At 71.5% G+C, this 26,768-nt stretch carries 26 protein-coding genes; 17 read left to right on the top strand and 9 right to left on the bottom strand.

The window, feature by feature from the left end; all coding sequences use genetic code 11:
* Positions 1 to 5 precede the first annotated feature (5 nt).
* The 8 genes from QJ852_13800 to QJ852_13835 all read left to right on the top strand — a co-directional run bounded on the left by QJ852_13800 (position 6) and on the right by QJ852_13835 (position 8,345).
* Entirely contained in the window at positions 6 to 557 is a 552-nt protein-coding gene (locus QJ852_13800) for a tetratricopeptide repeat protein (protein ID WGX94228.1), read from the top strand.
* 76 nt (positions 558 to 633) lie between these two features.
* Positions 634 to 1,686, top strand: coding sequence for a hypothetical protein (locus QJ852_13805; GenBank protein ID WGX94229.1), 1,053 nt, complete (start codon positions 634 to 636; stop codon positions 1,684 to 1,686).
* A gap of 328 nt (positions 1,687 to 2,014) precedes the next feature.
* Complete coding sequence (locus tag QJ852_13810; GenBank protein ID WGX94230.1) at positions 2,015 to 3,703, top strand: ABC transporter substrate-binding protein; 1,689 nt, start codon at positions 2,015 to 2,017, stop codon at positions 3,701 to 3,703.
* Positions 3,690 to 4,619: an ABC transporter permease gene (locus QJ852_13815; GenBank protein WGX94231.1), complete on the top strand. Its 930-nt coding sequence runs from the start codon at positions 3,690 to 3,692 to the stop codon at positions 4,617 to 4,619. Before QJ852_13810 ends, QJ852_13815 begins: the two co-directional genes overlap by 14 nt.
* Positions 4,616 to 5,602, top strand: a complete 987-nt coding sequence (locus QJ852_13820) for an ABC transporter permease (GenBank protein WGX94232.1) — start codon at positions 4,616 to 4,618, stop codon at positions 5,600 to 5,602. Before QJ852_13815 ends, QJ852_13820 begins: the two co-directional genes overlap by 4 nt.
* Positions 5,595 to 6,629 (top strand): ABC transporter ATP-binding protein, encoded by a 1,035-nt coding sequence (locus QJ852_13825; GenBank protein WGX94233.1) that lies wholly within the window; start codon positions 5,595 to 5,597, stop codon positions 6,627 to 6,629. Before QJ852_13820 ends, QJ852_13825 begins: the two co-directional genes overlap by 8 nt.
* Positions 6,626 to 7,414 (top strand): ATP-binding cassette domain-containing protein, encoded by a 789-nt coding sequence (locus QJ852_13830; protein ID WGX94234.1) that lies wholly within the window; start codon positions 6,626 to 6,628, stop codon positions 7,412 to 7,414. The genes QJ852_13825 and QJ852_13830 overlap by 4 nt, the downstream gene beginning before the upstream one ends.
* Positions 7,415 to 7,490: 76 nt before the next feature.
* On the top strand, positions 7,491 to 8,345 hold the full coding sequence (locus QJ852_13835) for an alpha/beta fold hydrolase (protein ID WGX94235.1): 855 nt from the start codon (positions 7,491 to 7,493) through the stop codon (positions 8,343 to 8,345).
* Here the strand turns inward: QJ852_13835 and QJ852_13840 are convergent.
* Entirely contained in the window at positions 8,332 to 9,294 is a 963-nt protein-coding gene (locus tag QJ852_13840) for a LysR family transcriptional regulator (GenBank protein ID WGX94236.1), read from the bottom strand. The two genes, QJ852_13835 and QJ852_13840, sit on opposite strands and share 14 nt — an antisense overlap.
* A gap of 118 nt (positions 9,295 to 9,412) precedes the next feature.
* On the opposite strand from QJ852_13840, the gene QJ852_13845 reads away from it, so the two are divergent.
* Positions 9,413 to 9,901, top strand: coding sequence for a YbaK/EbsC family protein (locus tag QJ852_13845; protein ID WGX94237.1), 489 nt, complete (start codon positions 9,413 to 9,415; stop codon positions 9,899 to 9,901).
* Between the two features lie 16 nt (positions 9,902 to 9,917).
* Here QJ852_13845 and QJ852_13850 read toward each other — a convergent pair whose 3' ends face one another.
* A complete protein-coding gene (locus QJ852_13850) occupies positions 9,918 to 10,613 on the bottom strand; it encodes a hypothetical protein (protein WGX94238.1) in 696 nt (231 codons plus the stop codon).
* A 42-nt stretch (positions 10,614 to 10,655) separates the two neighbouring features.
* Between QJ852_13850 and QJ852_13855 the strand changes: the two genes are divergently transcribed.
* Entirely contained in the window at positions 10,656 to 11,984 is a 1,329-nt protein-coding gene (locus QJ852_13855) for a M20/M25/M40 family metallo-hydrolase (GenBank protein ID WGX94239.1), read from the top strand.
* Between the two features lie 73 nt (positions 11,985 to 12,057).
* Here QJ852_13855 and QJ852_13860 read toward each other — a convergent pair whose 3' ends face one another.
* Together QJ852_13860 and QJ852_13865 are read right to left on the bottom strand one after the other, a co-directional pair.
* Positions 12,058 to 12,261, bottom strand: a complete 204-nt coding sequence (locus tag QJ852_13860) for a DUF5703 family protein (GenBank protein ID WGX99463.1) — start codon at positions 12,259 to 12,261, stop codon at positions 12,058 to 12,060.
* 26 nt (positions 12,262 to 12,287) lie between these two features.
* Positions 12,288 to 13,241: an aldo/keto reductase gene (locus tag QJ852_13865; GenBank protein ID WGX94240.1), complete on the bottom strand. Its 954-nt coding sequence runs from the start codon at positions 13,239 to 13,241 to the stop codon at positions 12,288 to 12,290.
* Between the two features lie 68 nt (positions 13,242 to 13,309).
* Between QJ852_13865 and QJ852_13870 the strand changes: the two genes are divergently transcribed.
* Entirely contained in the window at positions 13,310 to 14,191 is an 882-nt protein-coding gene (locus QJ852_13870) for an undecaprenyl-diphosphate phosphatase (GenBank protein WGX94241.1), read from the top strand.
* A 113-nt stretch (positions 14,192 to 14,304) separates the two neighbouring features.
* On the opposite strand, the gene corA is transcribed toward QJ852_13870, so the two are convergent.
* Both corA and QJ852_13880 read right to left on the bottom strand, forming a co-directional pair.
* The gene (gene corA / locus QJ852_13875; protein WGX94242.1) at positions 14,305 to 15,285 is read right to left on the bottom strand and encodes a magnesium/cobalt transporter CorA; all 981 of its coding nucleotides are present in this window, start codon (positions 15,283 to 15,285) and stop codon (positions 14,305 to 14,307) included.
* Between the two features lie 53 nt (positions 15,286 to 15,338).
* The gene (locus QJ852_13880) at positions 15,339 to 16,586 is read right to left on the bottom strand and encodes a glycoside hydrolase family 16 protein (GenBank protein WGX94243.1); all 1,248 of its coding nucleotides are present in this window, start codon (positions 16,584 to 16,586) and stop codon (positions 15,339 to 15,341) included.
* Positions 16,587 to 16,688: 102 nt separating this feature from the next.
* Here QJ852_13880 and QJ852_13885 point away from each other — a divergent pair, with 102 nt between their 5' ends.
* The 4 genes from QJ852_13885 to mshC are packed head-to-tail and all read left to right on the top strand — an operon-like array spanning position 16,689 to position 19,970.
* Positions 16,689 to 17,402, top strand: a complete 714-nt coding sequence (locus tag QJ852_13885) for an MSMEG_4193 family putative phosphomutase (protein WGX94244.1) — start codon at positions 16,689 to 16,691, stop codon at positions 17,400 to 17,402.
* Between the two features lie 24 nt (positions 17,403 to 17,426).
* Positions 17,427 to 17,981 (top strand): DUF3090 domain-containing protein, encoded by a 555-nt coding sequence (locus QJ852_13890; GenBank protein ID WGX94245.1) that lies wholly within the window; start codon positions 17,427 to 17,429, stop codon positions 17,979 to 17,981.
* On the top strand, positions 17,978 to 18,712 hold the full coding sequence (locus tag QJ852_13895; protein WGX94246.1) for an SCO1664 family protein: 735 nt from the start codon (positions 17,978 to 17,980) through the stop codon (positions 18,710 to 18,712). Before QJ852_13890 ends, QJ852_13895 begins: the two co-directional genes overlap by 4 nt.
* A 22-nt stretch (positions 18,713 to 18,734) precedes the next feature.
* On the top strand, positions 18,735 to 19,970 hold the full coding sequence (gene mshC / locus QJ852_13900; GenBank protein ID WGX94247.1) for a cysteine--1-D-myo-inosityl 2-amino-2-deoxy-alpha-D-glucopyranoside ligase: 1,236 nt from the start codon (positions 18,735 to 18,737) through the stop codon (positions 19,968 to 19,970).
* Between the two features lie 125 nt (positions 19,971 to 20,095).
* Here mshC and QJ852_13905 read toward each other — a convergent pair whose 3' ends face one another.
* Positions 20,096 to 20,944 carry a PAC2 family protein gene (locus tag QJ852_13905; protein WGX94248.1) on the bottom strand — a complete coding sequence of 283 codons (849 nt, stop codon included), beginning with the start codon at positions 20,942 to 20,944 and terminating at the stop codon, positions 20,096 to 20,098.
* A 142-nt stretch (positions 20,945 to 21,086) separates the two neighbouring features.
* Between QJ852_13905 and metH the strand changes: the two genes are divergently transcribed.
* Complete coding sequence (gene metH, locus QJ852_13910) at positions 21,087 to 24,860, top strand: methionine synthase (protein WGX94249.1); 3,774 nt, start codon at positions 21,087 to 21,089, stop codon at positions 24,858 to 24,860.
* A gap of 3 nt (positions 24,861 to 24,863) precedes the next feature.
* Here the strand turns inward: metH and QJ852_13915 are convergent, their stop codons facing one another.
* Positions 24,864 to 25,490: a helix-turn-helix domain-containing protein gene (locus QJ852_13915; protein WGX94250.1), complete on the bottom strand. Its 627-nt coding sequence runs from the start codon at positions 25,488 to 25,490 to the stop codon at positions 24,864 to 24,866.
* Positions 25,491 to 25,569: 79 nt separating this feature from the next.
* Between QJ852_13915 and QJ852_13920 the strand changes: the two genes are divergently transcribed.
* Positions 25,570 to 26,040: a cupin domain-containing protein gene (locus QJ852_13920; protein ID WGX94251.1), complete on the top strand. Its 471-nt coding sequence runs from the start codon at positions 25,570 to 25,572 to the stop codon at positions 26,038 to 26,040.
* Between the two features lie 5 nt (positions 26,041 to 26,045).
* On the opposite strand, the gene QJ852_13925 is transcribed toward QJ852_13920, so the two are convergent.
* Positions 26,046 to 26,705 carry a LysE family translocator gene (locus tag QJ852_13925; GenBank protein WGX94252.1) on the bottom strand — a complete coding sequence of 220 codons (660 nt, stop codon included), beginning with the start codon at positions 26,703 to 26,705 and terminating at the stop codon, positions 26,046 to 26,048.
* Positions 26,706 to 26,768: the final 63 nt, after the last annotated feature.

Here is a 26,768-nt window from a genome sequence, read left to right on the forward strand (position 1 = left end):
CCGCCGTGCCTCGTCCCGCGCTCCCCGCCCTCGTGCTGCTCGCCCTCGTCCTGGTCACCGGTTGCGGCGGGGACGACGGCGCCGAGAAGCCCGCGGCCGCGTCGTCGACGGCGCTGTCGGCCGCCGACGCCCTGGTCCGTACCGGGCTGCAGCAGCGCGACGCCGGTGACGACGCCCAGGCCCGGGTCACCTTCGAGAACGTGCTGGAGCTCGACCCGGACAACGTCTATGCCCACTACAACCTCGGCCTGCTGGCCCAGGAGGCGGGGGAGCAGGACGCCGCGGTCGAGCAGTACGACGCGGCGCTGGCGACCGACCCCGAGTTCGCTCCGGCGCTCTACAACAAGGGCATCGTGCTCGAGTCCACCGACCTCGACACGGCGGTCGGGCTCTACCGGCGAGCGCTCGCCGCCGATCCCCAGCTGGCCGCCGCGCACATGCGGCTCGGGTTCGCTCTCCTGCACCTGGGCAGATCCGCCGAGGCCGAGGAGCACCTGGCGACCGGCATCGAGCTCGATCCGGCGATGGCGGAGGTCGACGCCCCGTCGTACGACTGAGCGCGCGACCGGGACCGAGGTCCCGAGTTCCCGGAAGTCGGGTCCACCGGATGCGGGCGGCCACTAGCGTGATGGCGTGACTAGCTTCCGGCCCCGCGCCCTCGCCACCCTTTCTCTCGCGACGCTGGCCACCGCGACGCTCATCGGCTCGGGAGGTCCTGCACAGGCCGCCGACCGAGCGAAGCCCGAGACTCGCGTCATCAGCGCCTGCTTCAGCGTGAAGACCGGCAAGATCCGGATCGTCAAGAACGTCAAGCGGTGCCGGCCCAATGAGGACCACATCCGCTGGACCCGAGGCCTCGACCGCAACCGAGGACCGCAGGGCGCGACCGGGGTCAGTGGGCCGGCCGGACCCGCGGGCTCCGCGGGAGCGCCGGGGCCGACCGGGGCAACGGGGGGCATCGGGCCGGCCGGACCGACCGGGCCCGCCGGAGCACCGGGACCGACGGGTGCGGCCGGCACTGCGGGGAGCATCGGCCCCGCCGGACCGACCGGGCCCGCCGGAGCACCGGGACCGACGGGTCCCACCGGCGCCGTCGGTCCGACCGGTCCCACCGGGGCCGCGGGAGTGGCCGGCCCCACCGGCCCGACCGGTCCGGCCGGGGCCGGGACCATGCTGTCGAGCAGCAGCGGCCCGGCGGCAGCGATCACGACGACCGTCCTCGGCGGCATCGGCAACACCGCCGCCGTGCTCCCGATCAGCGGCACCGGCTCCGTCAACGGTGTCCCGATCGTCGGCGGCATGATCGACGCCACCGGCTCCGGGGTCGCGGGCCTGGCCCAGCCGATCACCGGAGACCGGACGCTGACCGGTATCGACGGCTACTTCACCAACAACGTCGCCATGTCGCTGGTCGGCACCACTCTCACCGCCGAGCTCCAGCTCTGGACGTCCTCGACGCCCAACAACGTGTTCACCCCGGTTCCCGGCGCGTCGTGCACACTGGCGCCCAGCTTCACCGGGATCCTCGCGATCGGCGAGGTCGCCAACTGCACCACCACCGGACTCTCGATTCCGCTGACCAACCAGACCCAGGCCATCCTCGTCGTGCGGTCGGACATCACGGCGGGGCTCGACACCGTGACGACGCTGAGTGGCTACTGGTCCGCCGGACTCAAGCTGTCCTGACGGAGCCGACACTCGGTCCTCGGACACCGCGGCCCGGCCCCGACGCTCTGCACGGCAGAGCGTCGGGGCTCTCGCGCGTGGGCTGCGTCGTGTAGCACAGGTGCAAGCTCACGGCCTTCTCTTCGGCGATGTCTGCCGTTATGCTGAACCTCGCGTCCACCGAGCGCCCGATCGTTCAGTTTTTCTGAAAAGTCCGGTGCAGAAGTCCTCGATGGACGCGTGGCCGCGACCGCCCACAGACTCCCTTCCTGAGACCTAAGCCGCGGCCCCGATCGGATCGGGACCGCCTGACAGGAAGCGCGACCCTATGGCGAATCGATCCCGGAGAGTGGTGCCCGTCGGGCTCGCCCTCGTCCTGGCCCTCGCGGTGGCCGGCTGCAATGCCAACTCGTCGTCCGGCGACTCCACCGAGGACAAGGGCAAGTCCGCGTCGGCGATGGAGTCCGTGCCCCAGGGTGGGACCCTGCACTACCTCTCCCGACGGGCCACCGAGACCTTCGAGACGGCCAACGCGCAGATGGTGCCGACCAGCCGGCTGCGGTGGGTCCACCGCGGGCTGACGTCGTGGCAGACGTTCCCCGACAAGGACACCGTCCTGGTCCCGGACCTGGCCACCGACACCGGTACGACGGACGACGGTGGCAAGACCTGGACGTTCACGCTCCAGGAGGGCCTGAAGTTCTCCGACGGCAGCCCGATCACGGCGCAGGACGTCAAGTACGGGATCGAGCGCTCGTTCGCGCCGATGTTCCAGGGCGGTCTCGGATACCACAAGACGCTGCTCGAGGGCGGGCCCGACTACGACGGTCCGTACGACGGCAAGGAGCTCGACTCCATCGAGGTCGTCGACGACCACCAGCTCGTGTTCCACCTCAGCCGCCCGTTCGGCAACTGGCCATGGATCGTGAGCATGCCCGCGTTCGCGCCGGTGCCGAAGGCGGCCGACACCGAACCCGAGACCTACGGCGAGAACCCGGTCGCCAGCGGTCCCTACATGGTGACGAGCTTCAGCAAGGGGACCCAGGCGGTGCTCGAGCGCAACCCGAACTGGAGCGCCGACACCGACCAGGCGCGCCTCGCCGGCCCCGACAAGATCGTCCTCGACATGGGCCTGAACAACGACACGATCGTCCAGCGCCTGATCGACGACAAGGGCGACGACCAGAGCGCGATCAGCAATGCCCTCATCTCGCCGTCGCAGTTCCAGCGCATCGAGTCGGACCCGTCCGTCTCGGACCGGATGGCCAACGGGCCGTCGGGCTACTTCCGCTATCTCGCGATGAACGTCACCCGCCCCGGACTCTCCGACGTCCGGGTGCGCCAGGCGATCAACTACGCGATCAACAAGGCCGAGATCCAGAGCGTGTACGGCGGCCCCAAGTTCGGCGGCCAGCTCACCTCGTCGATCATGACCGAGGGCATCCCCGGCGCGACCGACTACGACCTGTACGACGGGGGTGACACCGGCGACGTCGAGAAGGCCAAGAGCCTGCTGGCCGAGGCCGGCGTGACCGACCTGAAGCTCAGCCTCACCTATCCGACCGACGTCAGTGCGATCGAGGAGAAGGAGGCGCAGAGCATCAAGAACTCGCTCGCCCGGGTCGGCATCGACGTCGAGCTCAAGGGCCTCGACGGCGACGGCTGGTACGAGCTGATCTCGTCGGCCGACGGCGACTACGACATGACGACGAGCGGCTGGGGCGCGGACTTCCCGAGCGGCATGAGCACCATCCAGCCGCTCTTCGCGTCGAGCGAGATCGGCGACGGAGGCGGCAACGCGTCGCAGTATTCCAACCCCGACGTGGATGCCGCCATCGACGCCGCCATCTCCGAGCCCGACCTCGACAAGGCGGGCGAGATGTGGGCGGCCATCGACCGGCAGATCATGGAGGACGCGCCCATCGTGCCGATCCTCGTCCAGCGCACCCAAGCCCTGGCCGGTTCGAAGATCGTGAACTACTTCATGCCCGCCTACCCGCCGTTCGCGAACGAGCTGGTCGTCGGTGTCGATCGCTGAGTCCCAGCAGGCGGAGGGCCGGCGTACGTCGGTCCTCCGCCGGTTCGCCCGCCGGCGCGCCGGCGTGGCCGGGCTGGTCATGCTGGTCGTCCCGATGGTGGCGGGGCTGTGCGCCCCGCTGCTGGTGCGGCTGGAGGGCCAGGACCCGCACACCTTCCACACCGACCTGCTGGACCCGAACGGCGGCCGGCCGCTCGGCGCGTTCGGCGGCGTCAGCGCCGACCACTGGCTCGGCGTCGCGCCGGTCACCGGCGTCGACCTGTTCGCCCAGATCGTCTACGGCATCCGCTCCTCGCTGTTCATCGCGTTCGGCGCGAGCATCCTGTCCATCGTGGTCGCGGCGGTCCTCGGCACGGCGATGGGCTACTTCGGCGGCTGGGTCAACGCCGTCGCCGGTCGCCTCATCGACTTCATGTTCGGCTTCCCGGGCCTGATGTTCGTCATCGCGATCATGGCCATCGTGCCGCCGGAGCTGCCCCGGGGCCTGGTGCTCGTCCTGGTGCTGGCCTTCTTCGGCTGGACCGTCCCGGCCCGGATCATCGGCGCCCAGGCGAGCGCGATCAACGCCCGTGCCTTCGTCGAGGCCGCCCGGGCGACGGGCGCCCCGCCCGGCCAGATCATCCGCCGCGAGATGCTGCCTCACCTGTTCGGTCTGGTCGTCGTGCTGTTCGCGATGTCGCTGCCCGGCAACGTCAGTGTCGTGGCCGGTCTCTCCTTCCTGGGCGTCGGCCTGCGCGGCGACGTACCCGATCTCGGCAAGCTGCTCTCCGACTCCCTGCCGTGGATCTACAGCGGTGCGGACGTCTGGTACATGCTCTTCCCCGGCGCCGTGGTGTTCCTGATCGTCTTCGGCGCCACGCTCGCCGGCGACGCGCTCCGCGATGTCCTCGACGTGCGCACGGAGGATGCCGCATGATCACCTATGTCACCCGTCGCATGGTCACCGCGGTGTTCATGCTCCTCGCGATCGCCTTCGTGACGATCGCCCTCTTCTTCGGCGCCTCGAAGGATCCCGCCCGGGCGATGTGCGGCAAGCCGTGCCCGGCGGAGACCAAGGCCAAGGTCAGCGCCTACATGCAGACCGACCAGAGCGTGGTGTGGCAGTACGGCGAGTTCGTGAAGGGACTCTTCGTCGGCCGCACGTACGGCGAGGGGGCGCAGCGGGTCGAGTGCGCCGCGCCGTGCTTCGGCTACTCCTTCCCGAACCGCAGCGACGTCACCTCGCTCATCGCCGAGCGGCTGCCGGTGACCCTGTCGCTCGCGGCGGGAGCGGCAGTCCTGTGCCTGGTCGTCGGCATCGGGCTCGGCACGCTCTCGGCGATCCGCAAGGGCGGGATCGTGGACCGGTTCTCGACCGGGTTCGCGATGTTCGGACTCTCGGTGCCGACCTTCCTCGTCGGCCTGCTCGTCGTGCAGGTGTTCGGGTTCATGCTCAACGTGCTGCCGTTCTCGGGCTTCGTGTCGTTCTCGGAGTCGCCCGCCGGCTGGGCCTGGCACCTGATCGGACCGTGGATGGTGCTGTCGTTCATCCTGGCCGCCGGCTACATCCGGGTCACCCGGACCCAGCTGCTCAACGAGCTGTCGGCCGAGCATCTGGTCGCGATGACCGCGCGCGGTGCCTCGCCACGACAGGTCAACCGGCACGCCGTCCGGGGCGTGATGGTGCCGATCAGCGCGATGTTCGCGCTCGACGTCACCGCGCTGCTGGGCGGCTCGGTGATCGCGGAGAAGGTCTTCAGCCTCCACGGCCTCGGCGACCTGCTGCTGTCCGGCGTCAACGAGGCCGACCTGAGCATCGTGATGGGCGTGACGCTCTTCTCGGCCTTCCTCATCATCGTCGGCAACCTGCTCGTCGACCTCGCCCTGCCGCTTCTCGACCCGAGGATCCGCCGTGCCTGACCCCGTCCTCCAGGTCGAGGACCTGACCATCTCCTTCTCCTCCGGCGCCACCTCCTTCGACGTCGTGCGCGACCTCTCGGTGACCCTCGACGGCGGCCGCACGCTGGCCGTCGTGGGGGAGTCGGGCTCGGGCAAGACCATCACCGGTCGGGCGATCATGCAGCTGCTCCCGCGCGGCGCGAGCGCGCGGGGTCGGATCGTCGTCGCGGGTCGGGACATGCTGGGCGCCGACGAGCGCTCGCTGCGCCGCGCCCGCGGTGCCGACGTGTCGATGGTGTTCCAGGACTCCATGTCGGCGCTCAGCCCGTACCTCGACATCGGCGGCCACATCGCACAGGCGATCCGGCTGCACGACCCGTCGGTGTCCCGGCGGGCCGGCCGGGCGCGGGCGGCCGAGATGCTGGAGCGGGTCGGGATCCCCGACCCGGGCCACGCCGTACGCCGCTTCCCGCACGAGTTCTCCGGCGGCATGCGGCAGCGGGCGGTGATCGCGATGGCCCTGGTCAACCGGCCCGCGCTGCTGATCGCCGACGAGCCGACGACCGCGCTCGACGTGACCGTCCAGGCCCAGATCCTGGCCCTGCTCCGTGAGCTGCAGCAGGAGTACGGCATGGCGATGCTGCTGATCAGCCATGACTTCGGGGTGGTGGCGAGCGCGGCGGACGACGTCCTCGTCCTCTACGCCGGTCGCGAGGCGGAGTACGGCAGTCTGCGCGACATCTTCGAGGAGCCGGCTCACCCCTACACGGCCGGCCTGCGCGCCGCGACACCGCGGCTGGACGCACGCCTCGACCATGGTGGCGAGCGGACCCGGCTGCGGGCGATCCCGGGCGCGCCGACGTCCCTGCGCGACGCGGGTGCGGGCTGCGCCTTCGCTCCGCGCTGTGGTCTCACCGACCGAGTGGGCGAGCGGTGCCGGGTCGAGATCCCCCTGCCCGCGCCGCGACCGTCGGGCGCTGCCGGCGGCGTCCACCGCGCCGCCTGCCACCTCGACCGACTCCCGTCGCTGCCGGAGGTGGGCCGGTGAGCACCTCGATCCTGGAGATGACCGACGTCAGCAAGCGGTTCCCCGGTGCCGGCGCCTTCGGTCGCGGTCGCCGCGGTCACCTCGCGGTCGACGGCGTATCGCTCCGCGTGGAGCGCGGCGAGGCACTGGGCCTGGTGGGGGAGTCCGGCTCGGGCAAGTCGACGCTCGCTCGGATGGCCAATGGGCTCGTCGTCCCGAGCTCGGGCACCGTCCGGACCGACGGCCACGACGTCGCGGCTCTGGGCAGACGCGGCCTGCGCCGGCTGCGGCGCAATGTCGCGATGGTGTTCCAGGACCCGCTCGCCTCGCTCAACCCGCGCCAGACCGTGCGCCAGACCCTGGAGAACGTCTACCGGGCGCACGGTGAGACGACGTCCACGACCGAGCTCGTCGCGCTGCTCGCGTCGGTCGGCCTCGGTGCCGACTACCTCGGCCGCTACCCGCACGAGGCGTCCGGCGGCCAGCTCCAACGGGTCGCCGTGGCTCGCGCGCTCGCGCTCAAGCCGGACCTGATCATCGCCGACGAGCCGACCTCCGCGCTCGACGTGTCGGTGCGTGCCCAGATCCTCAACCTGCTCGCGGACCTCCAGCGGGACCAGGGGATCTCCTTCCTCCACGTGAGCCACGACCTGGCGGTGATCCGGCTCTACAGCGACCGGGTCGCGGTCATGCACCAGGGGCGGATCGTGGAGACCGGACCGTCCGAGGAGATCTTCCGCGCTCCGCAGCACCCGTGCACGCGGGCGCTCGTGGCGGCGACCCCGGAGGCCGAGCTGCCGAGCTGACCTGCCCGGAGCACTGCACGGCACCGACGAGCCGTGCCACGATCTGCACCATGACTCACCGATAGAGAGAAGACACGTGGGAACCGACCTGTTCGTCCGGACGTACGGGCGGGACGCAGCCGATGCGCCCGCCATCCTGATCCTGCACGGCGCCGTGGAGTCCGGCGAGTGCTACGGCGACGCCGTCGACCGCTGGGGCGGCGACTTCCACATCGTCGCACCCGACGCCCGGGGCCACGGGAAGTCGCCCGGCCGCCGTCCCGACCACGAGGGTGTGCCGTCGACCGACGTCATGGTGCAGGACGCGATCGACATCCTCGGCGACCTGCTGGCGGACACCGGGCGCAAGACCCTGGTCGTCGGGCACTCCATGGGCGCGCGGATCGCCGCGTTCGTCGCCGCCGACGCGCCGCACCTCGTCGCCGGCGTCGTCCTGGAGGACCCGCCGTGGTGGGTGCCGGAGGCGGGGCCCAACCCGTGGCTGAGCGTTCCCGCCGACCAGCGGGAGCGGGATCCCTTCGACGAGGTGGACACGTCCACCGTCGAGGAGCTCGTCGACCTCCAGCGCGAGCTCAAGCCGCACTGGCCCGAGCAGGAGCTGCTCCCGCTGGCCGAGGCGATGAAGGCCGTCGACACCGACTACATGGAGCAGCGGCTGCACGAGAAGCGCCGGATCTGGACCCCGACCGCACGCCAGATCACGGTCGGCCCGGCGGGCGTGCCCGCGCTGCTGGTGACCGGGACCGGCGACGTCATCGTCGACAAGCACTCGCGCGATCGGCTCACCGCGGTCGCGCCCGGCTTCGACGTCGTCGTCATCGAGGGCGCGCACCACTGCGTGCGCCGCGACAAGCCGGAGGAGTACCACCGGCACGTGGACGCCTTCCTGCGTGAGAACGCGCCCTCCGCCGGGGCGGTCACTCCACGCTGAACGTGTCGGACCGTGCGAGCGGGCCGTAGATCTCCGAGTCCGGCTCGGCGAGCGCGGCCCGCATCGCCTCCAGGCCCGCGCGGACGACCGGGTGCCCCTGGTTGTCGCGCCGGGTCGTCATGATCACCTTGCGCAGCGGCGCGATGCCGCGCGTGGGCAGGATGGTGACCCACTCCGCGTCGCGCGCCGAGAGGGCCGACTCCGGCGCCAGGCAGATCCCCGCCTCCGCGGCGACCAGCGCGACGGCGGCACGGTAGTCGTCGGACACGTGCGCGATCGGTGGGTGGAAGCCCACCTCGGCGCATGCCTGCAGCACCATCGTCCGGCACGGGTTGCCGGGCGACGGCATCACCCAGCCCTCCTCGCTGAGCTGGGTGAGCTCGATGCCCTCCTCGCCCGCCAGCGGATGCCCGTGCGGGAGGACCGCCTTGAACCGCTCGATGTAGAGCGGGAACTTCGCGATGTCGGGGGAGTCGCGCTCGGGGTCCGACTCGTACTCCAGGCTCACGGTGACGTCGATGTCGCCGCGCATCAGCATCCGGTGGCTCATGTGCGCCTCGGCGTCGACGACCGTGACGTCGACGCCGGGTGCCTGGTGTCGGAGCTCGACGATCGCCGGCGCGACCACCCAGCTGATCGCGGTCGGGAAGGCACCGATCCGTAACTGGCCCAGCACGCCGCCGGCATGTGCCGCGAGATCGGCCTCGGCCAGCTTCAGCCGGGAGCTGATCTCCTCGGCGTGCTCGGCGAGGATCCGGCCCGCGGGGGTCAGCGCCAGCTTGCGCCCCGTGCGTACGACGAGCGCATGGCCGACCTCCCGTTCGAGGGCGGCCAGCTGCTGCGACACCGCGGACGGCGTCAGGTGCAGCGCCGCGGCGGTCGCGGTGACCGAGTCGGACAGTACGAAGGCACGCAGGACGAGGAGACGTCGGGGGTCGATCGTCGGCACACAGGCTCCGTCGCGCGTCGGCCCGGGCGTCGGCACGGCGGTGGGAGCCGTGGGGCGGGACCGGGGGAGCCTCGATGCTAGCGGTTACGGACTGGGGGCCGGGTCCTAGATTGAGGGTGTGCCCGAGCAGCCCGACCCGACCGACCAGTCCTCCCGTGCGATCGCGGCCGCCGAACGGCTCGGCCTGTCCTTCGAGGTCATCCGGCACGGACCGGTCGGCTCGCTGGAGGAGGCGGCGGCGGTCCGCGGCATCGCGCCGCGCCAGATCGTCAAGACGATGGTCGTGCGGGTCGCCGACGGCGATCACCGCTTCGTGCTGGTGCCCGGCGACCGCGAGATCTCCTGGCCGCGGCTGCGCGCGCTGCTGGGCGTCAACCGGCTCTCGATGCCGTCGGCCGACGCCGCGCGCGAGGTGACCGGCTACGTCCGCGGCACGATCACTCCGCTGGGCTCCGCCACCGTGCTTCCGGTGATCGCCGACGCGCGGGTCACCGGCACCGTCTCGCTCGGCGGCGGAGGGTACGGCGTCGCGCTCACCCTCGACGGGGACGCGCTGGTCGCCGCGCTCGGCGCCACCGTCGCCGACGTGACGGCGGCATCGGACTGACCGCGCGCGGTGCCGCTCAGCTCGCCGGGTGCACCTCCACCACGGTGCCGTCGAGTCCGAACTCGACGTAGGCGGTCTGCCGGAAGTCGTTGCTGGCATACACCGAGATCCATGCCGGCGTACTGTCCTCCGGGTCCGGACCGCTGATCATGAGATAGCAGGTCTCCGGGTCCTCGACGAGGGCCTCCACCTGCGGGCAGAGGCCGTCGAGGACGGCGCTGTCGACGTCGGCGAGGTCGAAGACCACGTCGTCGCCCGTGTCCTTGCCAGGCTCGCCGAGCTCTCCGTCCCAGTGGTAGACGAGCTCCCGCTCGTCGGCCGGGTCGTCGGGCCGATAGGGCACGTCCACCACGGCGTAGTCAGGGTAGATGACGGCGTTGCGCGCGAGGGTCGATCCGGTCTCCTCCCGCAGGGCCGCGACCAACGCATCGAACCCCCGGTCCGTCTGCGGCTCCTCGGCTGCGGGCGAATCCTCGCTGCCCGCGACCGAGAGGATGACCGGTGCGCCGAGAGCGACCGCGACCCCGCCCGCGGCGATCAACAGGCCGACCGGGTGGAACGAGCGTTTGCGCACCGTCCGCTCGTCGACGGTCCGCGGCGGACGTGGCTGCTTCGGGGGCCGGTAGGGCGTGGGGGTGCGCGGCCGGGCCGGCCCCTCCTCGGGGTCCGGGCTGTCGTCGGGGGAGTACTGCTTCCACTGCGGAGGAGCCACGGCAGAACGCTAGTGCGTGGGGGTGCGTGCGACGATGGGCCCATGGCCGCATCCACCGCTCACGACGTCGCCGGAGAGGTCGTCGACCTGTGCCGCGACCTGATTCGGATCGACACCTCCAACTATGGCGGCGGGGAGAGCACGGGTGAGCGGAAGGCCGCCGAGCACGTGGCCACGTTGCTCGACGAGGTGGGCATCGCGGCCGAGGTGATCGAGACGGCTCCGGGCCGTGCGAACGTCCTGGCTCGCTGGGGCGGCGACGGGGCCACCCGCACCGGCGGCGACCGCGGCGCGCTGCTGCTGCACGGTCACCTGGACGTCGTACCGGCCGCGGCGGAGGACTGGACGGTCCACCCGTTCAGCGGCGAGATCCAGGACGGCTACGTGTGGGGCCGCGGTGCGGTCGACATGAAGGACTTCGACGCCATGCTGCTCTCCGTCGTGCGGGCGCGGCAGCGGGCCGGACGGGTCCCCGAGCGCGAGATCGTGCTCTGCTTCACCGCGGACGAGGAGGCCGGCGGTCACCACGGCGCACAGTTGCTGGTGGAGAACCACGCCGAGTGGTTCGAGGGCTGCACCGAGGCGGTCGGCGAGGTCGGCGGCTTCAGCACTACGGTCCGCGGCCGGCGGCTCTACCTCATCGAGGCCGCCGAGAAGGGCATGGCCTGGATGCGGCTCAGCGCCCGCGGTCGCGCCGGCCACGGCTCGATGCTGAACGACGACAACGCGGTCACCCGGCTGGCCTCGGCGGTGGCGCGGATCGGGGCCCACGAGTGGCCGGTCCGGCTCACGCCCACCATGCGGACCCTGCTCGCGACCGTCGGCGAGCTCGCCGGCGTCGAGGCGACCCCGGAGAACGCGCCCGCGCTGGTCGAGGAGTTCGGCGACGCCGCCCGGATGCTCGGCGCCGTGCTCCGCAACTCCACCAACCCGACCATGCTCGACGCCGGCTACAAGGTCAACGTCATCCCCACCGACGCCACCGCCCACGTCGACGGCCGCTTCCTCCCCGGCTTCGAGGACGAGTTCTTCACCACCCTGGCCGAGCTCACCGGCGAGGGCGTCGACATCGACTTCGTCTCCCATCAGCCGCCCTGGGAGTCGCCGTACGACGGCGCGCTGGTCGACGCGATGACCCGCAGCCTGCTCGCCGAGGATCCCGACGCGCTCGTCGCGCCGTACCTCATGAGCGGCGGCACCGACGCCAAGCACTTCCTCGGGCTCGGGCTGCGCTGCTACGGCTTCGCGCCGCTGCGGCTGCCCGAGGAGCTGGACTTCACCGCGCTGTTCCACGGGGTCGACGAGCGGGTGCCGGTCGACGCGCTGGAGTTCGGCGCGCGGGTCATGGACCGGTTCCTCGACGTGGTCTGACCAGTTCGCGATTGGGCAGAGACTGCATCTCCGGGGGCTGTTCTTGCGCGGTTTGGGACCAAACCGCAACGGTTCAGGCGGTCCGGACGGCGCGGATGATCTTGCGCCGCAGCACCACGCGACGCCGCCCGTCCGGACCGATCTGGACCCGGTCCAGCTCCCAGCCGCCGTGCTCGGCCCGCTCGACGAGCAGCTTGGCGACCATGTTCCGCGAGAACTCGCGGTCGAAGGTCACCCGCTCGAACTCCCACTCGACGCCGCGCCCGAGGCCGCGCATCATGCCGGGACGGAGCAGCGAGACGTTCATGCGGCACCTCCGGAGACGTCGTCGAGGGCCACCCGGATCTCCGGGGGCAGCACCTTCCCCTCCGAGCCGAGCGCGCCGGCGAGCTGGGCGGCGGTCCGCGCGCCCACGATCGGAGCGGTGACGCCGGGGGAGTCGCGCACCCAGACCAGGGCGACCTCGAGCGGCGTCCAGCCCAGCCCGTCCGCGGCGCGGGCGACGGCCTCGACGATGCCGCGACTGTGCTCGTCGAGATAGGCGTCGACGAAGCCCGCGAAGACCGGTGACGCGGCGCGGGAGTCGGAGGGGGTGCCAGTGCGGTACTTCCCGGTCAGCACGCCGCGGCCCAGGGGCGACCAGGGGAACAGCCCGAGGCCGAGCGCCTCGACCGCGGGCAGCACCTCGCGCTCGATCCGCCGGTTGACCAGGGAGTACTCCATCTGGGTGGACACGATCCGGGCACGCCCCGCGACCGCCTCCTGCAGGGTCGCTGCGCGGGCGGTCTGCCAGCCGTTGAAGTTCGAGATGCCGACGTACGTCGCCCGGCCGGTCGCCACGGCGTGGTCGAGCGCCCCCAGCGTCTCCTCCACAGGGACGTCGTCGCTCCAGATGTGGACCTGCCACAGGTCGACGTGGTCGGTGCCGAGCCGCTTCAAGGACGTGTCGAGGCCGCGCAGCATCGCGCCGCGGGAGGTGTCGGTGAGCCGGTCGGAACCGCGCCGCCAGATCCCGGCCTTGGTCGCCAGCACCAGCTCGTCGCGGCGTACGACGTCGCCGAGCAGGCTCCCGAGCAAGGCCTCGGAACGGCCATCGGTGTAGCCCGCCGCCGTGTCGACCGTCGTCCCGCCGGCCTCGACGAAGGCGGCCAGCTGGTCGCGGGCCTCGTGCTCGTCGGTGTCCTTGCCCCACGTCATCGTGCCGAGGGCGAGGCGCGACACCTGGAGGCCGCTGGCGCCGACGTACCGCTGCTGCATGGGGCACAAGGTATCCGCCCGGCCGAGCGCCGCGCGCCGGGCACGCCGATGACCCCCGATGACCGCCGATGACGCGCGTGACCATCGACTCCCTAGGATGGCGCGTCGTGGCGGACTTCCTGCAGGCAGTGTTCCTCGGCGTGCTCCAGGGACTGACCGAGTTCCTCCCGATCTCCAGCAGTGCGCACCTGCGGATCTTCCCCGACCTGTTCGGCTGGGGCGACCCCGGCGCTGCGTTCACGGCGGTGATCCAGATCGGCACCGAGCTGGCCGTGCTCGTGTACTTCCGCAAGGACATCTGGCGCATCGCCCGCGCCTGGGTGCTGTCCCTGTTCAAGCCGGAGTACCGCGGCGCCCTCGACGCCCGGATGGGCTGGTACATCATCGTCGGCTCGCTGCCGATCGTGGTGCTCGGCATCCTGCTCAAGGACGTCATCGAGCGCGACTTCCGCAACCTGTGGATCATCGGCAGCACGCTGATCGTGCTCGGCCTGGTCCTCGGCCTCGCGGACCGGATCGGTCGCAATGAGAAGGCGATCAAGCAGATGCGGCTGCGCGACGCGCTCCTCATGGGCGGCGCCCAGGCGATGGCCCTCATCCCCGGCGTCTCCCGCTCCGGTGCCACGCTGTCGATGGGCCGCTTCCTCGGCTACGAGCGTGAGGCCGCCACCCGCTTCGCCTTCCTCCTCGCCATCCCCGCCGTGGTCGGCGCCGGGCTCTTCGAGCTCAAGGAGATCGGCGACGTCGGCAAGGCCCACGCCGGCGAGGCGGACTACGGCTGGGGCCCGACTATCACCGCCACCGTCGTCTCGTTCATCGTCGGGTACGCCGCCATCGCGTGGCTTCTGCGCTGGGTCAGCACGAAGTCGTACACGCCCTTCGTGGTCTACCGGGTCCTGCTCGGCGCGGCCGTGCTGATCCTGCTCGGCGCCGGCGTACTCAGTTCCTGAGGTGGTCTGACCAGTCGTCGATCGGGCAGAGACTGCATGCTCCGGGGCTGAATCGTTGCGGTTAGGGACCAAACCGCAACGGCCAGAGCCACCCGGGCAGCAGCCGAGTGATCTCAGAACCACCCCGACTTCTTGAAGAACACCCACAACCCGGCCATCGACGACACCATCAGCGCGATCGCGAACGGGTACCCGAAGGTCCAGCCGAGCTCGGGCATGTGGGTGAAGTTCATGCCGTAGATCCCGGCGATGAGCGTCGGCACCACGACCAGCGCGGCTCCGGCGGAGATCTTCCGCATGTCGTCGTTCTGCTGCATCGCGATCCGGGACACGTGGGCATCGAACGCGGTTGAGAGGAGTCCGTCGAGCGTGTCCATCTCCTCGGCGGCCTGGGCGAGGTGGTCGCTGACGTCGCGGAAGAAGGGCGCCGACTCCGCCTCGACCAGGTCGACGGTGCCGGAGGCGAAGCGGCGCATCGGCTCACGCAGCGGAAGGACGGCGCGGCGTACCTCGGACAGCTCACGCTTGAGGACGTAGATCCGGTCACCGTCCTGGGTCCGGCGGTCGGAGAAGACGGACGCCTCGACCTCGTCGACGTCGATCTGGAGCTCGGCGACGACCGCGGTGTAGCCGTCGACGACGGCGTCGCAGACGGCGTAGACGACGGCGGAGGGGCCGTGGTCGAGGACGGCCTGCTTCTTCTCGAGGTCGTGGCGGGCGTCGCTGAGGGCCGAGCCCCGGCCGTGCCGGACGGTGATGACGAAGTCGGTGCCGATGAAGACGTTGATCTCGCCGGTCTCCACGGCATCGTCCTCGTCGACGTACCAGAGGGTCTTGAGGACGAGGAAGAGGCTGTTCGCGTAGGTCTCCAGCTTGGGGCGCTGGTGGGCGACGACCGCGTCCTCGACGGCGAGCGGGTGGAGGTCGAAGGCCGCGGCGATCTCGCCGAGCTCGAGGTGGCTGGGCTCGTAGAGCCCCACCCAGACGAAGTCGTGCTCGTCGCTGGCTGCGGCGCGCAGCGCGGCGTAGTCGTGCAGGTGGCAGTCCACCGGGAGGCGGACGCCGTGCCGGTAGACGGCGCTGTCGACGATCACGGGATCACGCTAGCCCCACCGCCACCGCTCGTGGCTGAGCCGCGCGCGAGGGTTCACTGCCACACCCGGACGTAGTCGACCGACATGCCGGCGGGCAGGGGCGTCGCGTCGCTCGCCTTGTTGCCCGACGAGCCGAGCAGCATCGTCAGCGAGACGATGTAGGGCTTCTGGAAGGCCTTGTCGCCGGAGGTGTTGACCAGGCAGGACGTCCCGTTGACGAGGATCTCGATCCGGCTCGGGGTCCACTCCAGCGTGTAGGTGTTGTAGCCGCCGCGCAGTGCCCGGCAGTTCCAGGCGGTGTTGCGGCCGGGCACCGGCCCCCCGTTGTCGTTCCACGTGTAGTGCAGGAACGGGATGGCGAGATCGGGATGCTGCGAGTACGTCTCCGCCACGTCGATCTCGCCGGCGGCCGGCCAGAGGTCGAGCGGTTTCTGGTACCTGTCGTCGGGCCACAGCCAGAACGTCTCCTGCAGCCCGGGGACGACGGTGCCGGTGTTGGCGTAGCGTGCCTCGAACCGCCCGTACTGCTGGCTGAACAGCCGGTACGTCGACACCATCCCCGACGAGTACGGCGTCGGGAGCAGCCCGTTGCGCAGGCAGAGGATCGGTCGGTCCTCGCGTCGGAGCGTGAGGTGCAGCGCGCCGCCGGACACCGAGATGTTGTCGGGGTGGTCGCGGTAGCAGGCGTAGCGGCCGAGCTTGTCGCCGCTGCTGAACACCGTCTGCGGTGCCCAGCGCGACCGGTCCAGCTCGGTGCCGGAGAACTCGTCGGCGAAGGTGCACGACCAGTAGCTGCCGTCCGCCCGGCGTGGCTGCGGACCGCAGGCGTCGGAGGGGCCGGCCGGCGCGGGCGGGCCGGGCGGCTGCTCCGCGCCGCCACCGGGCGCGGGCTGCCAGATGTCGCCGGCGAGCACGCGCGGCAGCGGCTTCGGCCGGCTCCGCCATCGCCCCGCCACCGCACGGACCTGCCCGGCCCGCGTGGCCCGCAGCGCGACCTCGGCCGCGAACCGCCCGTGCCGTACCCGGACCCGGGCGACCCGCTTCCACCTGCCGCCCCAACGGGCCTGGACCGTGACCCGGCGCTGGCGCGCGGCGCCGGTGACCCGGGCCGCGCCATCGGTCACCCGGACCACATCGAGGGTGGGCGCCTTGGCCTGCCGAGCCCGGGGCGGGGGCTCGGGCCAGGGCTCGCCCATCGCGGTGGGGACCGGTGCGAGCGCCGCGAGGAGGAGGACGACGACCGTGGCGGCGAGCAGGAGGGCGGCACGACGGGTCGGCCAAGCGACGATCGATCTGTTCACACCGCGCTCCCGAGTGCGGGTTGAGGACGTCCGACAGGGACATCGTGGCAGATCAGCGCTCCCCGGAGGAGCCGCGTCACGCCAGTGGCTAGGCTCCCCGCCATGGCCACCTTGCTGCTGGTCCGCCATGGCCGGACCACCGCGAACGCCTCCGGCGTGCTCGCCGGTCGGACACCAGGAATCCGGCTCGACGACCTGGGCGTCCAGCAGGCGGAGCGAGCCGGTGCCCGGATCGCCACGGTCCCGGTCGCCGCGCTCCTCACCAGTCCCCAGGAGCGCTGCCGGCAGACCGCCCGCGCCGTGGCCGCCGCTCAGCGGGGCGCCGGACACCCCACGACCAGGGCACTCGCCGAGAAGGGTCTCGCCGAGTGCGACTACGGCGAGTGGCAGGGCCGCCCGATCAAGGAACTGCTCCGCGAGCCGCTCTGGTCGACGGTCCAGCGCCAGCCGTCCGCGGCGGTGTTCCCGGGCGGGGAGTCGATGGTGGCCATGCAGCACCGCGCGGTGGCCGCCGTACGACGCCGCGACGCGGACATCACCCGCGACCACGGTCCAGACGCCGTATGGGTGGCGGTGAGCCACGGCGACATCATCAAGTCGATCCTGGCCGACGCACTCGGCATGCACCTCGACCTGTTCCAGCGGATCAATGTCGACCCGGCCTCGGTGTCCATCATCAGGTACGCATCCGACCGGCCGTACGTGCTCGCCAGCAACACCCACGACGGCGACCTGTCCTGGCTGGCACCGAAGCCCGGCAAGCGCCGGCCCCGGTCTCGCGGGGCGGTCGTCGGCGGTGGCGCCGGGCCGGCCTGACCGTACGTCGATAGGCTCAGGGGCATGCCGATCGTGCACGGATTCGACCCGCCCGAGCGCTTCGTCGCCGGCACCGTCGGCGAGCCCGGCAGCCGCACCTTCTTCCTCCAGGCGCGGGCCGGCTCCCGGCTGGTCTCGGTCGCCCTGGAGAAGCAGCAGGTCGCAGCGCTCGCCGAGCGGATCGATGAGCTGCTCGACGAGGTGATCGCCGACGGCCGGGCCCGGGCCGTCGTACCCGCGATGGCGCCGTTCGGGCTCGCCGACGACCAGCCCCTGGAGCTGCCCATCGAGGAGGAGTTCCGTGCCGGCACGATGACGCTGTCGTGGGACCCCGACGACGAGCGGGTCGTGGTCGAGGTGTTCCCGGTCGGCGAGGAGCCGGTCGAGCTCACCGACGGCGAGGATCCCGCCGAGCTGCTGCTCGTCCGTCTGGAGCCGGGACAGGCCCGGGCGTTCGTCCGCCGTGCCGAGCATGTCGTGGGGGCCGGCCGGCCGAGCTGTCCCTTCTGCGGACAACCGATCGACCCCGAGGGTCACCTGTGCGTGCGGGCCAACGGGTTCAAGCGCCGCGACCCATGATCCTCAAGGGCCGGATCATGCCGGCCTCCAACGCGACCTTCCTCGCCGAGCTCGACGGTCGCGAGGTCGTCTACAAGCCGGTGGCGGGGGAGCGGCCGCTGTGGGACTTCCCGGACGGCACCCTCGCCGACCGCGAGGTCGGCGCCTTCCTGGTCTCCGAGGCCACCGGCTGGGACCTGGTACCGCGCACCTGGTGGGGCGAGGGCCCGCACGGGCCCGGCATGGTCCAGGAGTGGCAGGAGGTCGACCCCGACGACAGCGCGGTGGACCTGGTGCGCTCCGGCGCGACGCCCGCCGGCTGGCTCGCGGTCGTCGAGGGTCTCGACGACCGCGATCGGGCGGTGACGCTGGTGCACGAGGACAGCCCGGCGCTGCGCCGGCTCGCGGTCTACGACGTGCTGGTCAACAACGCCGACCGCAAGGGCGGACATGTCCTGGCCATGCCGGGCGGGCACCGGTACGGCGTCGACCACGGCGTGGCGTTCCATCACGAGGCCAAGCTGCGCACCGTGCTGTGGGGCTGGGCCAGCACGCCGCTGACCACCGAGGAGCGCGCGGTGGTATCGGTCGTCCTGTCCGCGCTCCGTGGCGACCTCGGTGAGCGGCTCGCGACCCATCTCGCCGAGCACGAGATCCGGGCCCTGGAGCGGCGTACCGAACGGCTGCTGGCCGTCGGGGAGCTACCCGGCCCCTCGGGGAGCTGGCCGGCGATCCCCTGGCCGCCCTTCTAGAGCCAACCCCTAACATCGAGGCATGCGCGCATGGAACGCCCCGGGTCTCCCGGTGCTCCCGGTCTCCGGCCCCCAGGTCGTCCTCCACGACACCGCCTCCGGCGGCAGGGTCGAGAGCCGGCCCGATGGCGCCGCGCGCCTCTACGTCTGCGGCATCACCCCGTACGACGCCACGCACATCGGTCACGCCAACACCTATGTGGCCTTCGACCTGCTCAACCGTGCCTGGCGCACCGCCGGTCACGACGTGAGCTACGTCCAGAACGTCACCGACGTCGACGACCCGCTGCTCGAGCGGGCCGACAAGGTCGGCGTCGACTGGGTGGAGCTCGCCGAGCGCGAGACCGAGCTCTTCCGCAAGGACATGGAGGCGCTCCGCGTCCTCCCTCCGATCGCCTACGTCGGGGCGGTCGAGTCCATCCCGCTGGTGATCGAGCTCATCGAGCGCCTCGACGCCGCCGGCTCGGTCTACCGCGTGGAGCAGGACCTCTACTTCTCCGTAGCCGCGGACCCCGCCTTCGGCGAGGAGTCCAACTACGACCGCGAGACCATGCTCCGCTTCTTCGGTGAGCGCGGCGGCGACCCGGACCGGCCGGGCAAGAAGGACCCGCTCGACTGCGTCGTATGGCGGGGGGAGCGCGATGGCGAGCCCGCCTGGGACAGCCCGTTCGGCCGCGGCCGACCCGGCTGGCACATCGAGTGCGCCGCGATCGCGCTGACCCATCTGGGCGGCTCCTTCGACGTCCAGGCCGGCGGCAGCGACCTGGTCTTCCCGCACCACGAGATGTGCGCCGGGCACGTGCAGGTCGCGACCGGCGAGTCCTTCGCGCAGGTCTACGCCCACGCCGGCATGGTGGCCTACGACGGCGAGAAGATGTCCAAGTCGCTCGGCAACCTGGTCTTCGTCTCCGCCCTGCGCAACAGCGACATCGACCCGATGGCGATCCGCCTCGCGCTGCTGCGCCACCACTACCGCAGCGACTGGGAGTGGACCGACGCCCACCTCTGGCAGGCCGTCGACGACGTCGCCGCCTGGCGTCGCGCCCTGGCCCTCGGTGCCGGCGCCCCCGCCGCCCCCGTGGTCGAGGAGATCCTCGCGGCGCTGGCCGACGACCTCGACGCCCCCCGCGCCACCGCCGCGGTCGACGCCTGGGTCGCCGCCACCCTCGGCACCGACGGCCTCGCCGACACCAGCGATCCCGAGGCAGCCGTCACGCTGCTCCCGGTCCTCGACGCCGCGCTGGGTCTCGCGCTGTAGCCGACGCCCCGTAGCCGCCCGGCAGCAGTAGAACCTGTTGCTTTGGGCAGAAACTGCACGCTGCGGGCCCGAATTGTTGCGGTTTGGGACCAAACCGCAACGCCTGACCCGCCCCGCAGCGTGACTCAGTCGCCCTCGCCGCGGCGCTTGAGGTACCTCTCGAACTCCCGGGCGATGGCCTCACCCGACGCCTCGGGCAGGTCGGCGGTGTCCCGGGACTCCTCCAGCGAGCGGACGTACTCCGCGATGTCCTCGTCCTCCTCGGCCAGCTCGTCGACGCCGCGCTCCCAGGCCCGGGCCTCGTCGGGCAGGTCGCCGAGGGGGACGGGGATCTCCAGCAGGTCCTCGAGCCGGGTGAGCAGCGCGAGGGTCGCCTTCGGGCAGGGCGGCTGGGCGACGTAGTGGGGCACGGCGGCCCAGTACGACACGGCGGGGATGTCGACGCGGGCGCAGGCGTCCTGGAGGACGCCGACGATGCCGGTCGGACCCTCATAGGTCGACTGCTCGAGCACCAGCCGGTCCATCAGGTCGGCCTCGGTCGTCGACCCGGAGACCGGGATGGGGCGGGTATGGGGGCTGTCGGAGAGCAGCGCGCCGAGGGTGACGACGAGTTCGGCACCGAGATCGGCGATGGTCCCGAGGATCTCGTCGGTGAACTGCCGCCAGCGCATGTTGGGCTCGATTCCGCGCACCAGGATCACGTCGCGGTCCAGATCGGGGGGAGAGGCCACGGCGATGTGCGTGCTCGGCCAGGTCAGCTTGCGGAACCCGTGCTCGTCGATGCCGACCGAGGGGCGGTTGACCTGAAAGTCGTAGTACTCCTCCGGGTCGATCGCCGCGACGACCTTGGCGTCCCACGCCTTCATCAGGTGGTCCACGACCGCGGTCGCGGACTCCGCGGCGTCGTTCCATCCCTCGAACGCAGCGATCACCACGGGCCGGACCAGCTCGGGGATCGTCTCGATCTCCATCACTGTGCCAGCCTAGTCAGCCGAACGTGGGTAACATCAGCAGCAGCCGAGAGGCGTTGCAACGGACGAGCCCCGCGACGGGGCGGTCCGCCACGCTCGGCCGAGACACCAAGGGCGCCTTCCACACTCTGGAAGGATGGGTTTCATGGCTCAGGACAGGCCGCAGGACGTCGCGTGGCAGCCCGACGCGACCGACGAGCTCACGCAGCTGCTGCGGGAGCGGATCGTCATCCTCGACGGGGCCATGGGCACCGCGATCCAGCGCGACCGGCCCGACGAGGCCGGCTACCGCGGCGAGCGCTTCGCGGACCGCGAGGAGTGGCCGAACGACCTGATCGGCAACAACGACCTGCTCTCGATCACGCAGCCCGACATCATCGGCGGCATCCACCGCGAGTACCTCGACGCGGGCGCCGACATCGTGGAGACGAACACCTTCAACTCCAACGCCGTCTCGCTCGCCGACTACGGCATGGAGGCGCTGGCCTACGAGCTCAATCTGGAGTCGGCCCGCCTCGCCCGCCGGATCGCCGACGAGGTCGCCGCTGCGACCGGACGCAAGCGGTACGTCGCCGGCGCGCTCGGGCCCACGACCCGGACGGCGTCCATCAGCCCCGACGTCAACGACCCCGGTGCCCGCAACGTCTCCTACGAGCAGCTCGTCGACGCCTACCTCGACGCCGCCCGCGGCCTGGTCGACGGCGGCTCGGACCTGCTCTTCATCGAGACCATCTTCGACACGCTCAACGCGAAGGCGGCGATCTTCGCCGTCGAGACGCTCTTCCAGGAGGCCGGCCGGCGCTGGCCGGTCGTCATCTCCGGCACCATCACCGACGCCTCCGGCCGGACCTTGTCCGGGCAGGTCACCGAGGCGTTCTGGGACTCCGTCCGGCACGCGCAGCCGCTGGCCGTCGGCCTCAACTGCGCGCTGGGCGCCAAGGAGATGCGCCCCTATGTCGCCGAGCTGTCCCGGCTCGCCGACTCCTTCGTCTCGGCCTACCCCAACGCCGGTCTGCCCAACGCCTTCGGCGAGTACGACGAGGCGCCGGACGACACGGCCGCCGTCCTCGTGGAGTTCGCCGAGGCCGGCTTCCTCAACATCGTCGGCGGCTGCTGCGGCACCACCCCCGAGCACATCGCCGAGATCGCGCGCCGGATGGAGGGCCGCGCGGTCCGCCGTCCGGTGACCAACGAGCCCGCGATGCGCCTGTCCGGCCTCGAGCCGTTCACGATCACCGACGACAGCCTCTTCGTGAACGTCGGCGAGCGGACCAACATCACCGGGTCCGCGCGGTTCCGCAACCTGATCAAGGACGGCGACTACGACACCGCGCTGTCGGTCGCCGCGCAGCAGGTCGAGGCCGGAGCCCAGGTCATCGACGTCAACATGGACGAGGGCATGATCGACGGCGTCGCCGCGATGGACCGCTTCGTCAAGCTGATCGCCAGCGAGCCCGACATCAGCCGGGTCCCGTTGATGATCGACTCCTCGAAGTGGGAGGTCATCGAGGCCGGCCTGCGCTGTGTCCAGGGCAAGCCCATCGTCAACTCGATCTCGATGAAGGAGGGCGAGGAGAAGTTCATCGAGCAGGCCGGCCTGTGCAAGAAGTACGGCGCCGCCGCGGTCGTGATGGCGTTCGACGAGGACGGGCAGGCCGACAACCTGGAGCGTCGCAAGGCGATCTGCGAGCGCGCCTACCGGATCCTGGTCGACCAGGTCGGCTTCCCGGCCGAGGACATCATCTTCGACCCGAACGTGTTCGCGGTGGCCACCGGCATCGAGGAGCACGCGACGTACGGCGTGGACTTCATCGAGGCGACCCGCTGGATCAAGCAGAACCTGCCGGGAGCGAAGGTGTCCGGGGGCATCTCGAACGTCAGCTTCAGCTTCCGGGGCAACAACCCGGTGCGCGAGGCGATCCACGCCGTCTTCCTGTTCCACGCCATCGAGGCGGGGCTCGACATGGGCATCGTCAACGCCGGCGCGCTGGTGCCCTACGACACCATCGATCCCGACCTGCGCGACGCGATCGAGGACGTGGTCCTCAACCGCACCGACGACTCGCTGGCCGCCACCGAGCGGCTGCTCGAGCTCGCCGAGGCTCACCGGGGCAGCGGGGAGAAGGTCGAGGCGGCCGAGGAGGAATGGCGCTCGCTGCCGGTCGGCGAGCGGATCACGCACGCGCTGGTGAAGGGTCTCGACGGCTTCGTCGAGGGCGACACCGAGGAGCTGCGCCAGGAGATCGCCGCCCGCGGCGGCAGGCCGATCGAGGTGATCGAGGGGCCGCTGATGGACGGCATGAACGTCGTCGGCGACCTCTTCGGCGCCGGCAAGATGTTCCTCCCGCAGGTCGTGAAGTCGGCGCGGGTCATGAAGAAGGCCGTGGCCTACCTCATCCCGTTCATCGAGCAGGAGAAGGCGGCCAACCCCGAGCTCGCGAGCCAGAAGGACACCAACGGCACGATCGTGCTGGCCACGGTGAAGGGCGACGTCCACGACATCGGCAAGAACATCGTCGGCGTGGTGCTGTCGTGCAACAACTACGAGGTCATCGACCTCGGCGTGATGGTGCCGGCACAGAAGATCCTCGACACGGCCAAGGAGGTCGGCGCCGACATCATCGGCCTGTCCGGTCTGATCACGCCGAGCCTCGACGAGATGGTCGGCTTCGCCACCGAGATGCAGCGCCTGGGGCTCGAGATCCCGCTGCTCATCGGCGGGGCGACGACCTCGCGCGCCCACACCGCGGTGAAGATCGACCGGAAGTACGACGGCCCGGTGGTCTGGGTCAAGGACGCCTCTCGGTCCGTCCCGACCGCCGCCGCGCTGCTCGACGACAGACAGCGTCCCGCGCTGCTGGAGGCGACCCGGGCCGACTACGACTCGCTGCGCGCCCGGCACTCCCAGAAGTCCGAGCGCCCGCTGTTGTCCTTCGCCGACGCGCAGGACAACTCCTCGCCGATCTCGTGGGACGGCTACGCCCCGCCGCAGCCGCGCTCGCCGGGTGTGCACGTGCTCGCCGACTACGACCTCGCCGAGCTGCGCGAGTACATCGACTGGCAGCCCTTCTTCAACGCCTGGGAGATGAAGGGCAAGTTCCCCGACATCCTCAACAGCCCGACGCACGGTGAGGCCGCCCGCAAGCTGTACGACGACGCGCAGGTCATGCTCGACAAGCTGGTCGCGGAGAAGTGGCTGCGGGCCAACGGCGTCTACGGCCTGTTCCCCGCCGCCAGCACCGGCGAGGACGTCGTCGTCTACGCCGACGAGTCGCGCGGCGCCGTCCGCACGACGCTGCACCAGCTGCGCCAGCAGGGCCAGCACCGCGCGGGCGTGCCCAACCGCTCGCTCGCCGACTACGTCGCGCCGATCGGGAGCGACCTGAACGGCGGCGGCGACTGGGTCGGCGCGTTCGCGGTGACGGCCGGGCTCGGCACCGTCGAACGGATCATGGCGTTCAAGGAGGAGCTCGACGACTACTCCGCCATCCTGCTCGAAGCCCTCGCCGACCGGCTGGCCGAGGCGTTCGCGGAGCGGCTGCACCAGCGGGTGCGCACCGAGTTCTGGGCCCACGTGCCGGAGGAGCAGCTGAGCAACGAGGACCTGATCGCCGAGAAGTACACCGGCATCCGGCCCGCGCCCGGCTACCCGGCCTGCCCGGACCACACCGAGAAGCGCACCATCTGGGAGCTCCTCGACGTCCAGGCCGCCACCGGCATCGAGCTCACCGAGTCGATGGCGATGTGGCCCGGCGCGTCGGTCTCCGGCATCTACTACAGCCACCCGGACGCGCAGTACTTCGTCGTCGGCCGGCTGGGACGCGACCAGATCGCCGACTACGCCGAGCGGAAGGGCTGGACGGTCCAGGAGGCCGAGCGGTGGCTCTCGCCCAACCTCGGCTACGACCCGGAGGACTGACCTTCAGGCGTCGAAGAGCGACCGGATCCCCTCGATGAGCCACTGCTCGTAGGCCGACCGCGACCATCCCTGGACAACGACCAGGCGGTGGTAGTGGTCGGGCGCCATGAGCAGCCAGAGGCGGTCCTGAGCGCGACGGACGGGCAGGGCGGGCGTCGCGTGCAGGCGGGCCAGCAGGTGGCCGGCGCCAACGTGCCGCTCCGCCTCGCTCGTCTCCCAGAGCGCGGCGACCGCCGGGTCGGCTCCCGAGGCACCGCGGATCACCTCGTGGACGTCGTCGTAGCGCGCGTTGACGGCGACGACGTGGCGGGCGGTGAGCGTGATCGCCCGGGCGAGGTCGCCGGCTGCGGCGATCGCGGCGACGTCGTCCCGCTCGGACACGGCCCGCGGGTCGTCGTCACCGGCCAGCGCGACGTCCCGGACCACCTTGAGCAGGGTGGCCTTGTTGCCGACGGCGGTGAAGACGGTCGGCTTGCTGACGCCGGCCCGCGCGGCCACCTGCTCGACCGTCGTGCGGCCGTAGCCCTGCTCGACGAAGAGCTCGCGCGCGGCCCGCAGGACCGCGGCCCGGGATGCCTCGGCCTGCTCGCTGCGCAGGGGGGAGTGATAGCGCCTCTTGACCTCGGCCACCCCGGCATCTTACCGTGCATATATTGGTTAGATGGTTGGTAGTTGAATTGATCGCCATCTCCGACGACGGGAGAACCCGATGAGCCTCGCCTACATCGCCCAGGCCGCCGACCACGAGCGGATCGAGTGGATCGAGGGATCGGAGCTGCAGATCCTCCTCGACGGCTCTCATACGGCGAACCAGGTCACCGTGGTGCGCAGCTCGCTCGGCGCCGGGGCCGCCTCGCCGCTCCACCTGCACCGGGAGGAGGACGAGATGTTCGTCGTCCTCGAGGGTCACGGCATCTTCTGGGTCGGCGACGAGCGGCACGAGGTCGGCTCGGGAGGTGCGGTGTTCCTCCCCCGGGAGATCCCGCACGCCTACCGGTTCACCTCGCCTCGCGTCGACCTCCTCACCATCTGCACCCCCAGCGGGATGGAGGGCTTCTTCCGGGGTGCTGGCCGGCGGCTCACCGATCCCCGCCCGGACGGGTGGGAGGTGAGCCTGGACGCGCTGGTCGCCGCCGGGATCGAGGGCGGCCAGGAGATCCTCGGCCCGCCGCCGGCGTGACCCGATCAGCCGCCGGCCCCGGTCGCGGCCGCCGCCGCGATGGCCAGGTACACCCCGGCGACGGGGAGCGCGCCCCGCGCCGGCCGGCGACCCGGGTGCGACGCTCGGGCCGCGCGCAGCCGACGGCCCAGCGCACCCGCCACCACGGCGTAGGCGAGGTCGACGACGAGCGCGACCAGCACCGTGACCAGGCCCAGGGCGAGCACCTCGGCCCGGGCCGCGGCGCCGGTCGTCCCGCGGGTCAGGAACTGGGGCAGGAACGCGAGGAAGAAGAGCGCCACCTTCGGGTTGAGCAGGTTCATCAGCAGGCCGTCGCAGTACACCCGGCCCAGCCGGGCCGGTACCGCCGCGGTCGGCCCCTCGGCCCGGTGCCGGCGGCGGAGCTCGCGCACGGCGAGCAGGACCAGGTACGCCGCACCGAGGTACCGGATCGCGGTGAACGCCGCGGGGCTGGCGGCGATCAGCGCCGACAGCCCGAGGGCGGTCGCGGCGGCATAGACCGCCGTGCCCGTCTCGACGCCCAGCACGGACACGACGCCGGCACGGGTGCCGTGGGCGAGGCTGCGGGTGGTGATGTAGATCGTGTTGGGGCCGGGCATGCCGACCAGGACCACGGAGGCCGCGGCGAAGGCGGCCAGCTGCGCGGGCTCGAGGGACAGGCTCATCGGAGAGCTCCGTTCGGGTGGGTGCGGGACGTCCCCTAGCGTGGTCGCCGACCGCCCTGCCGG

The organism is Nocardioides sp. L-11A, assembly GCA_029961745.1.
Classification (GTDB): Bacteria; Actinomycetota; Actinomycetes; order Propionibacteriales; family Nocardioidaceae; genus Nocardioides.

Coding starts and splice junctions, on each gene's coding strand:
- QJ852_13820 (WGX94232.1), top strand. CDS start 4,616: ATGATCACCTATGTCACCCGTCGCATGGTCACCGCGGTGTTCATGCTC.
- QJ852_13855 (WGX94239.1), top strand. CDS start 10,656: ATGGCCGCATCCACCGCTCACGACGTCGCCGGAGAGGTCGTCGACCTG.
- QJ852_13860 (WGX99463.1), bottom strand. CDS start 12,261: ATGCGCGGCCTCGGGCGCGGCGTCGAGTGGGAGTTCGAGCGGGTGACC.
- QJ852_13865 (WGX94240.1), bottom strand. CDS start 13,241: ATGCAGCAGCGGTACGTCGGCGCCAGCGGCCTCCAGGTGTCGCGCCTC.
- QJ852_13870 (WGX94241.1), top strand. CDS start 13,310: ATGACGCGCGTGACCATCGACTCCCTAGGATGGCGCGTCGTGGCGGAC.
- QJ852_13885 (WGX94244.1), top strand. CDS start 16,689: ATGGCCACCTTGCTGCTGGTCCGCCATGGCCGGACCACCGCGAACGCC.
- QJ852_13890 (WGX94245.1), top strand. CDS start 17,427: ATGCCGATCGTGCACGGATTCGACCCGCCCGAGCGCTTCGTCGCCGGC.
- QJ852_13895 (WGX94246.1), top strand. CDS start 17,978: ATGATCCTCAAGGGCCGGATCATGCCGGCCTCCAACGCGACCTTCCTC.
- mshC (WGX94247.1), top strand. CDS start 18,735: ATGCGCGCATGGAACGCCCCGGGTCTCCCGGTGCTCCCGGTCTCCGGC.
- metH (WGX94249.1), top strand. CDS start 21,087: ATGGCTCAGGACAGGCCGCAGGACGTCGCGTGGCAGCCCGACGCGACC.
- QJ852_13920 (WGX94251.1), top strand. CDS start 25,570: ATGAGCCTCGCCTACATCGCCCAGGCCGCCGACCACGAGCGGATCGAG.
- QJ852_13925 (WGX94252.1), bottom strand. CDS start 26,705: ATGAGCCTGTCCCTCGAGCCCGCGCAGCTGGCCGCCTTCGCCGCGGCC.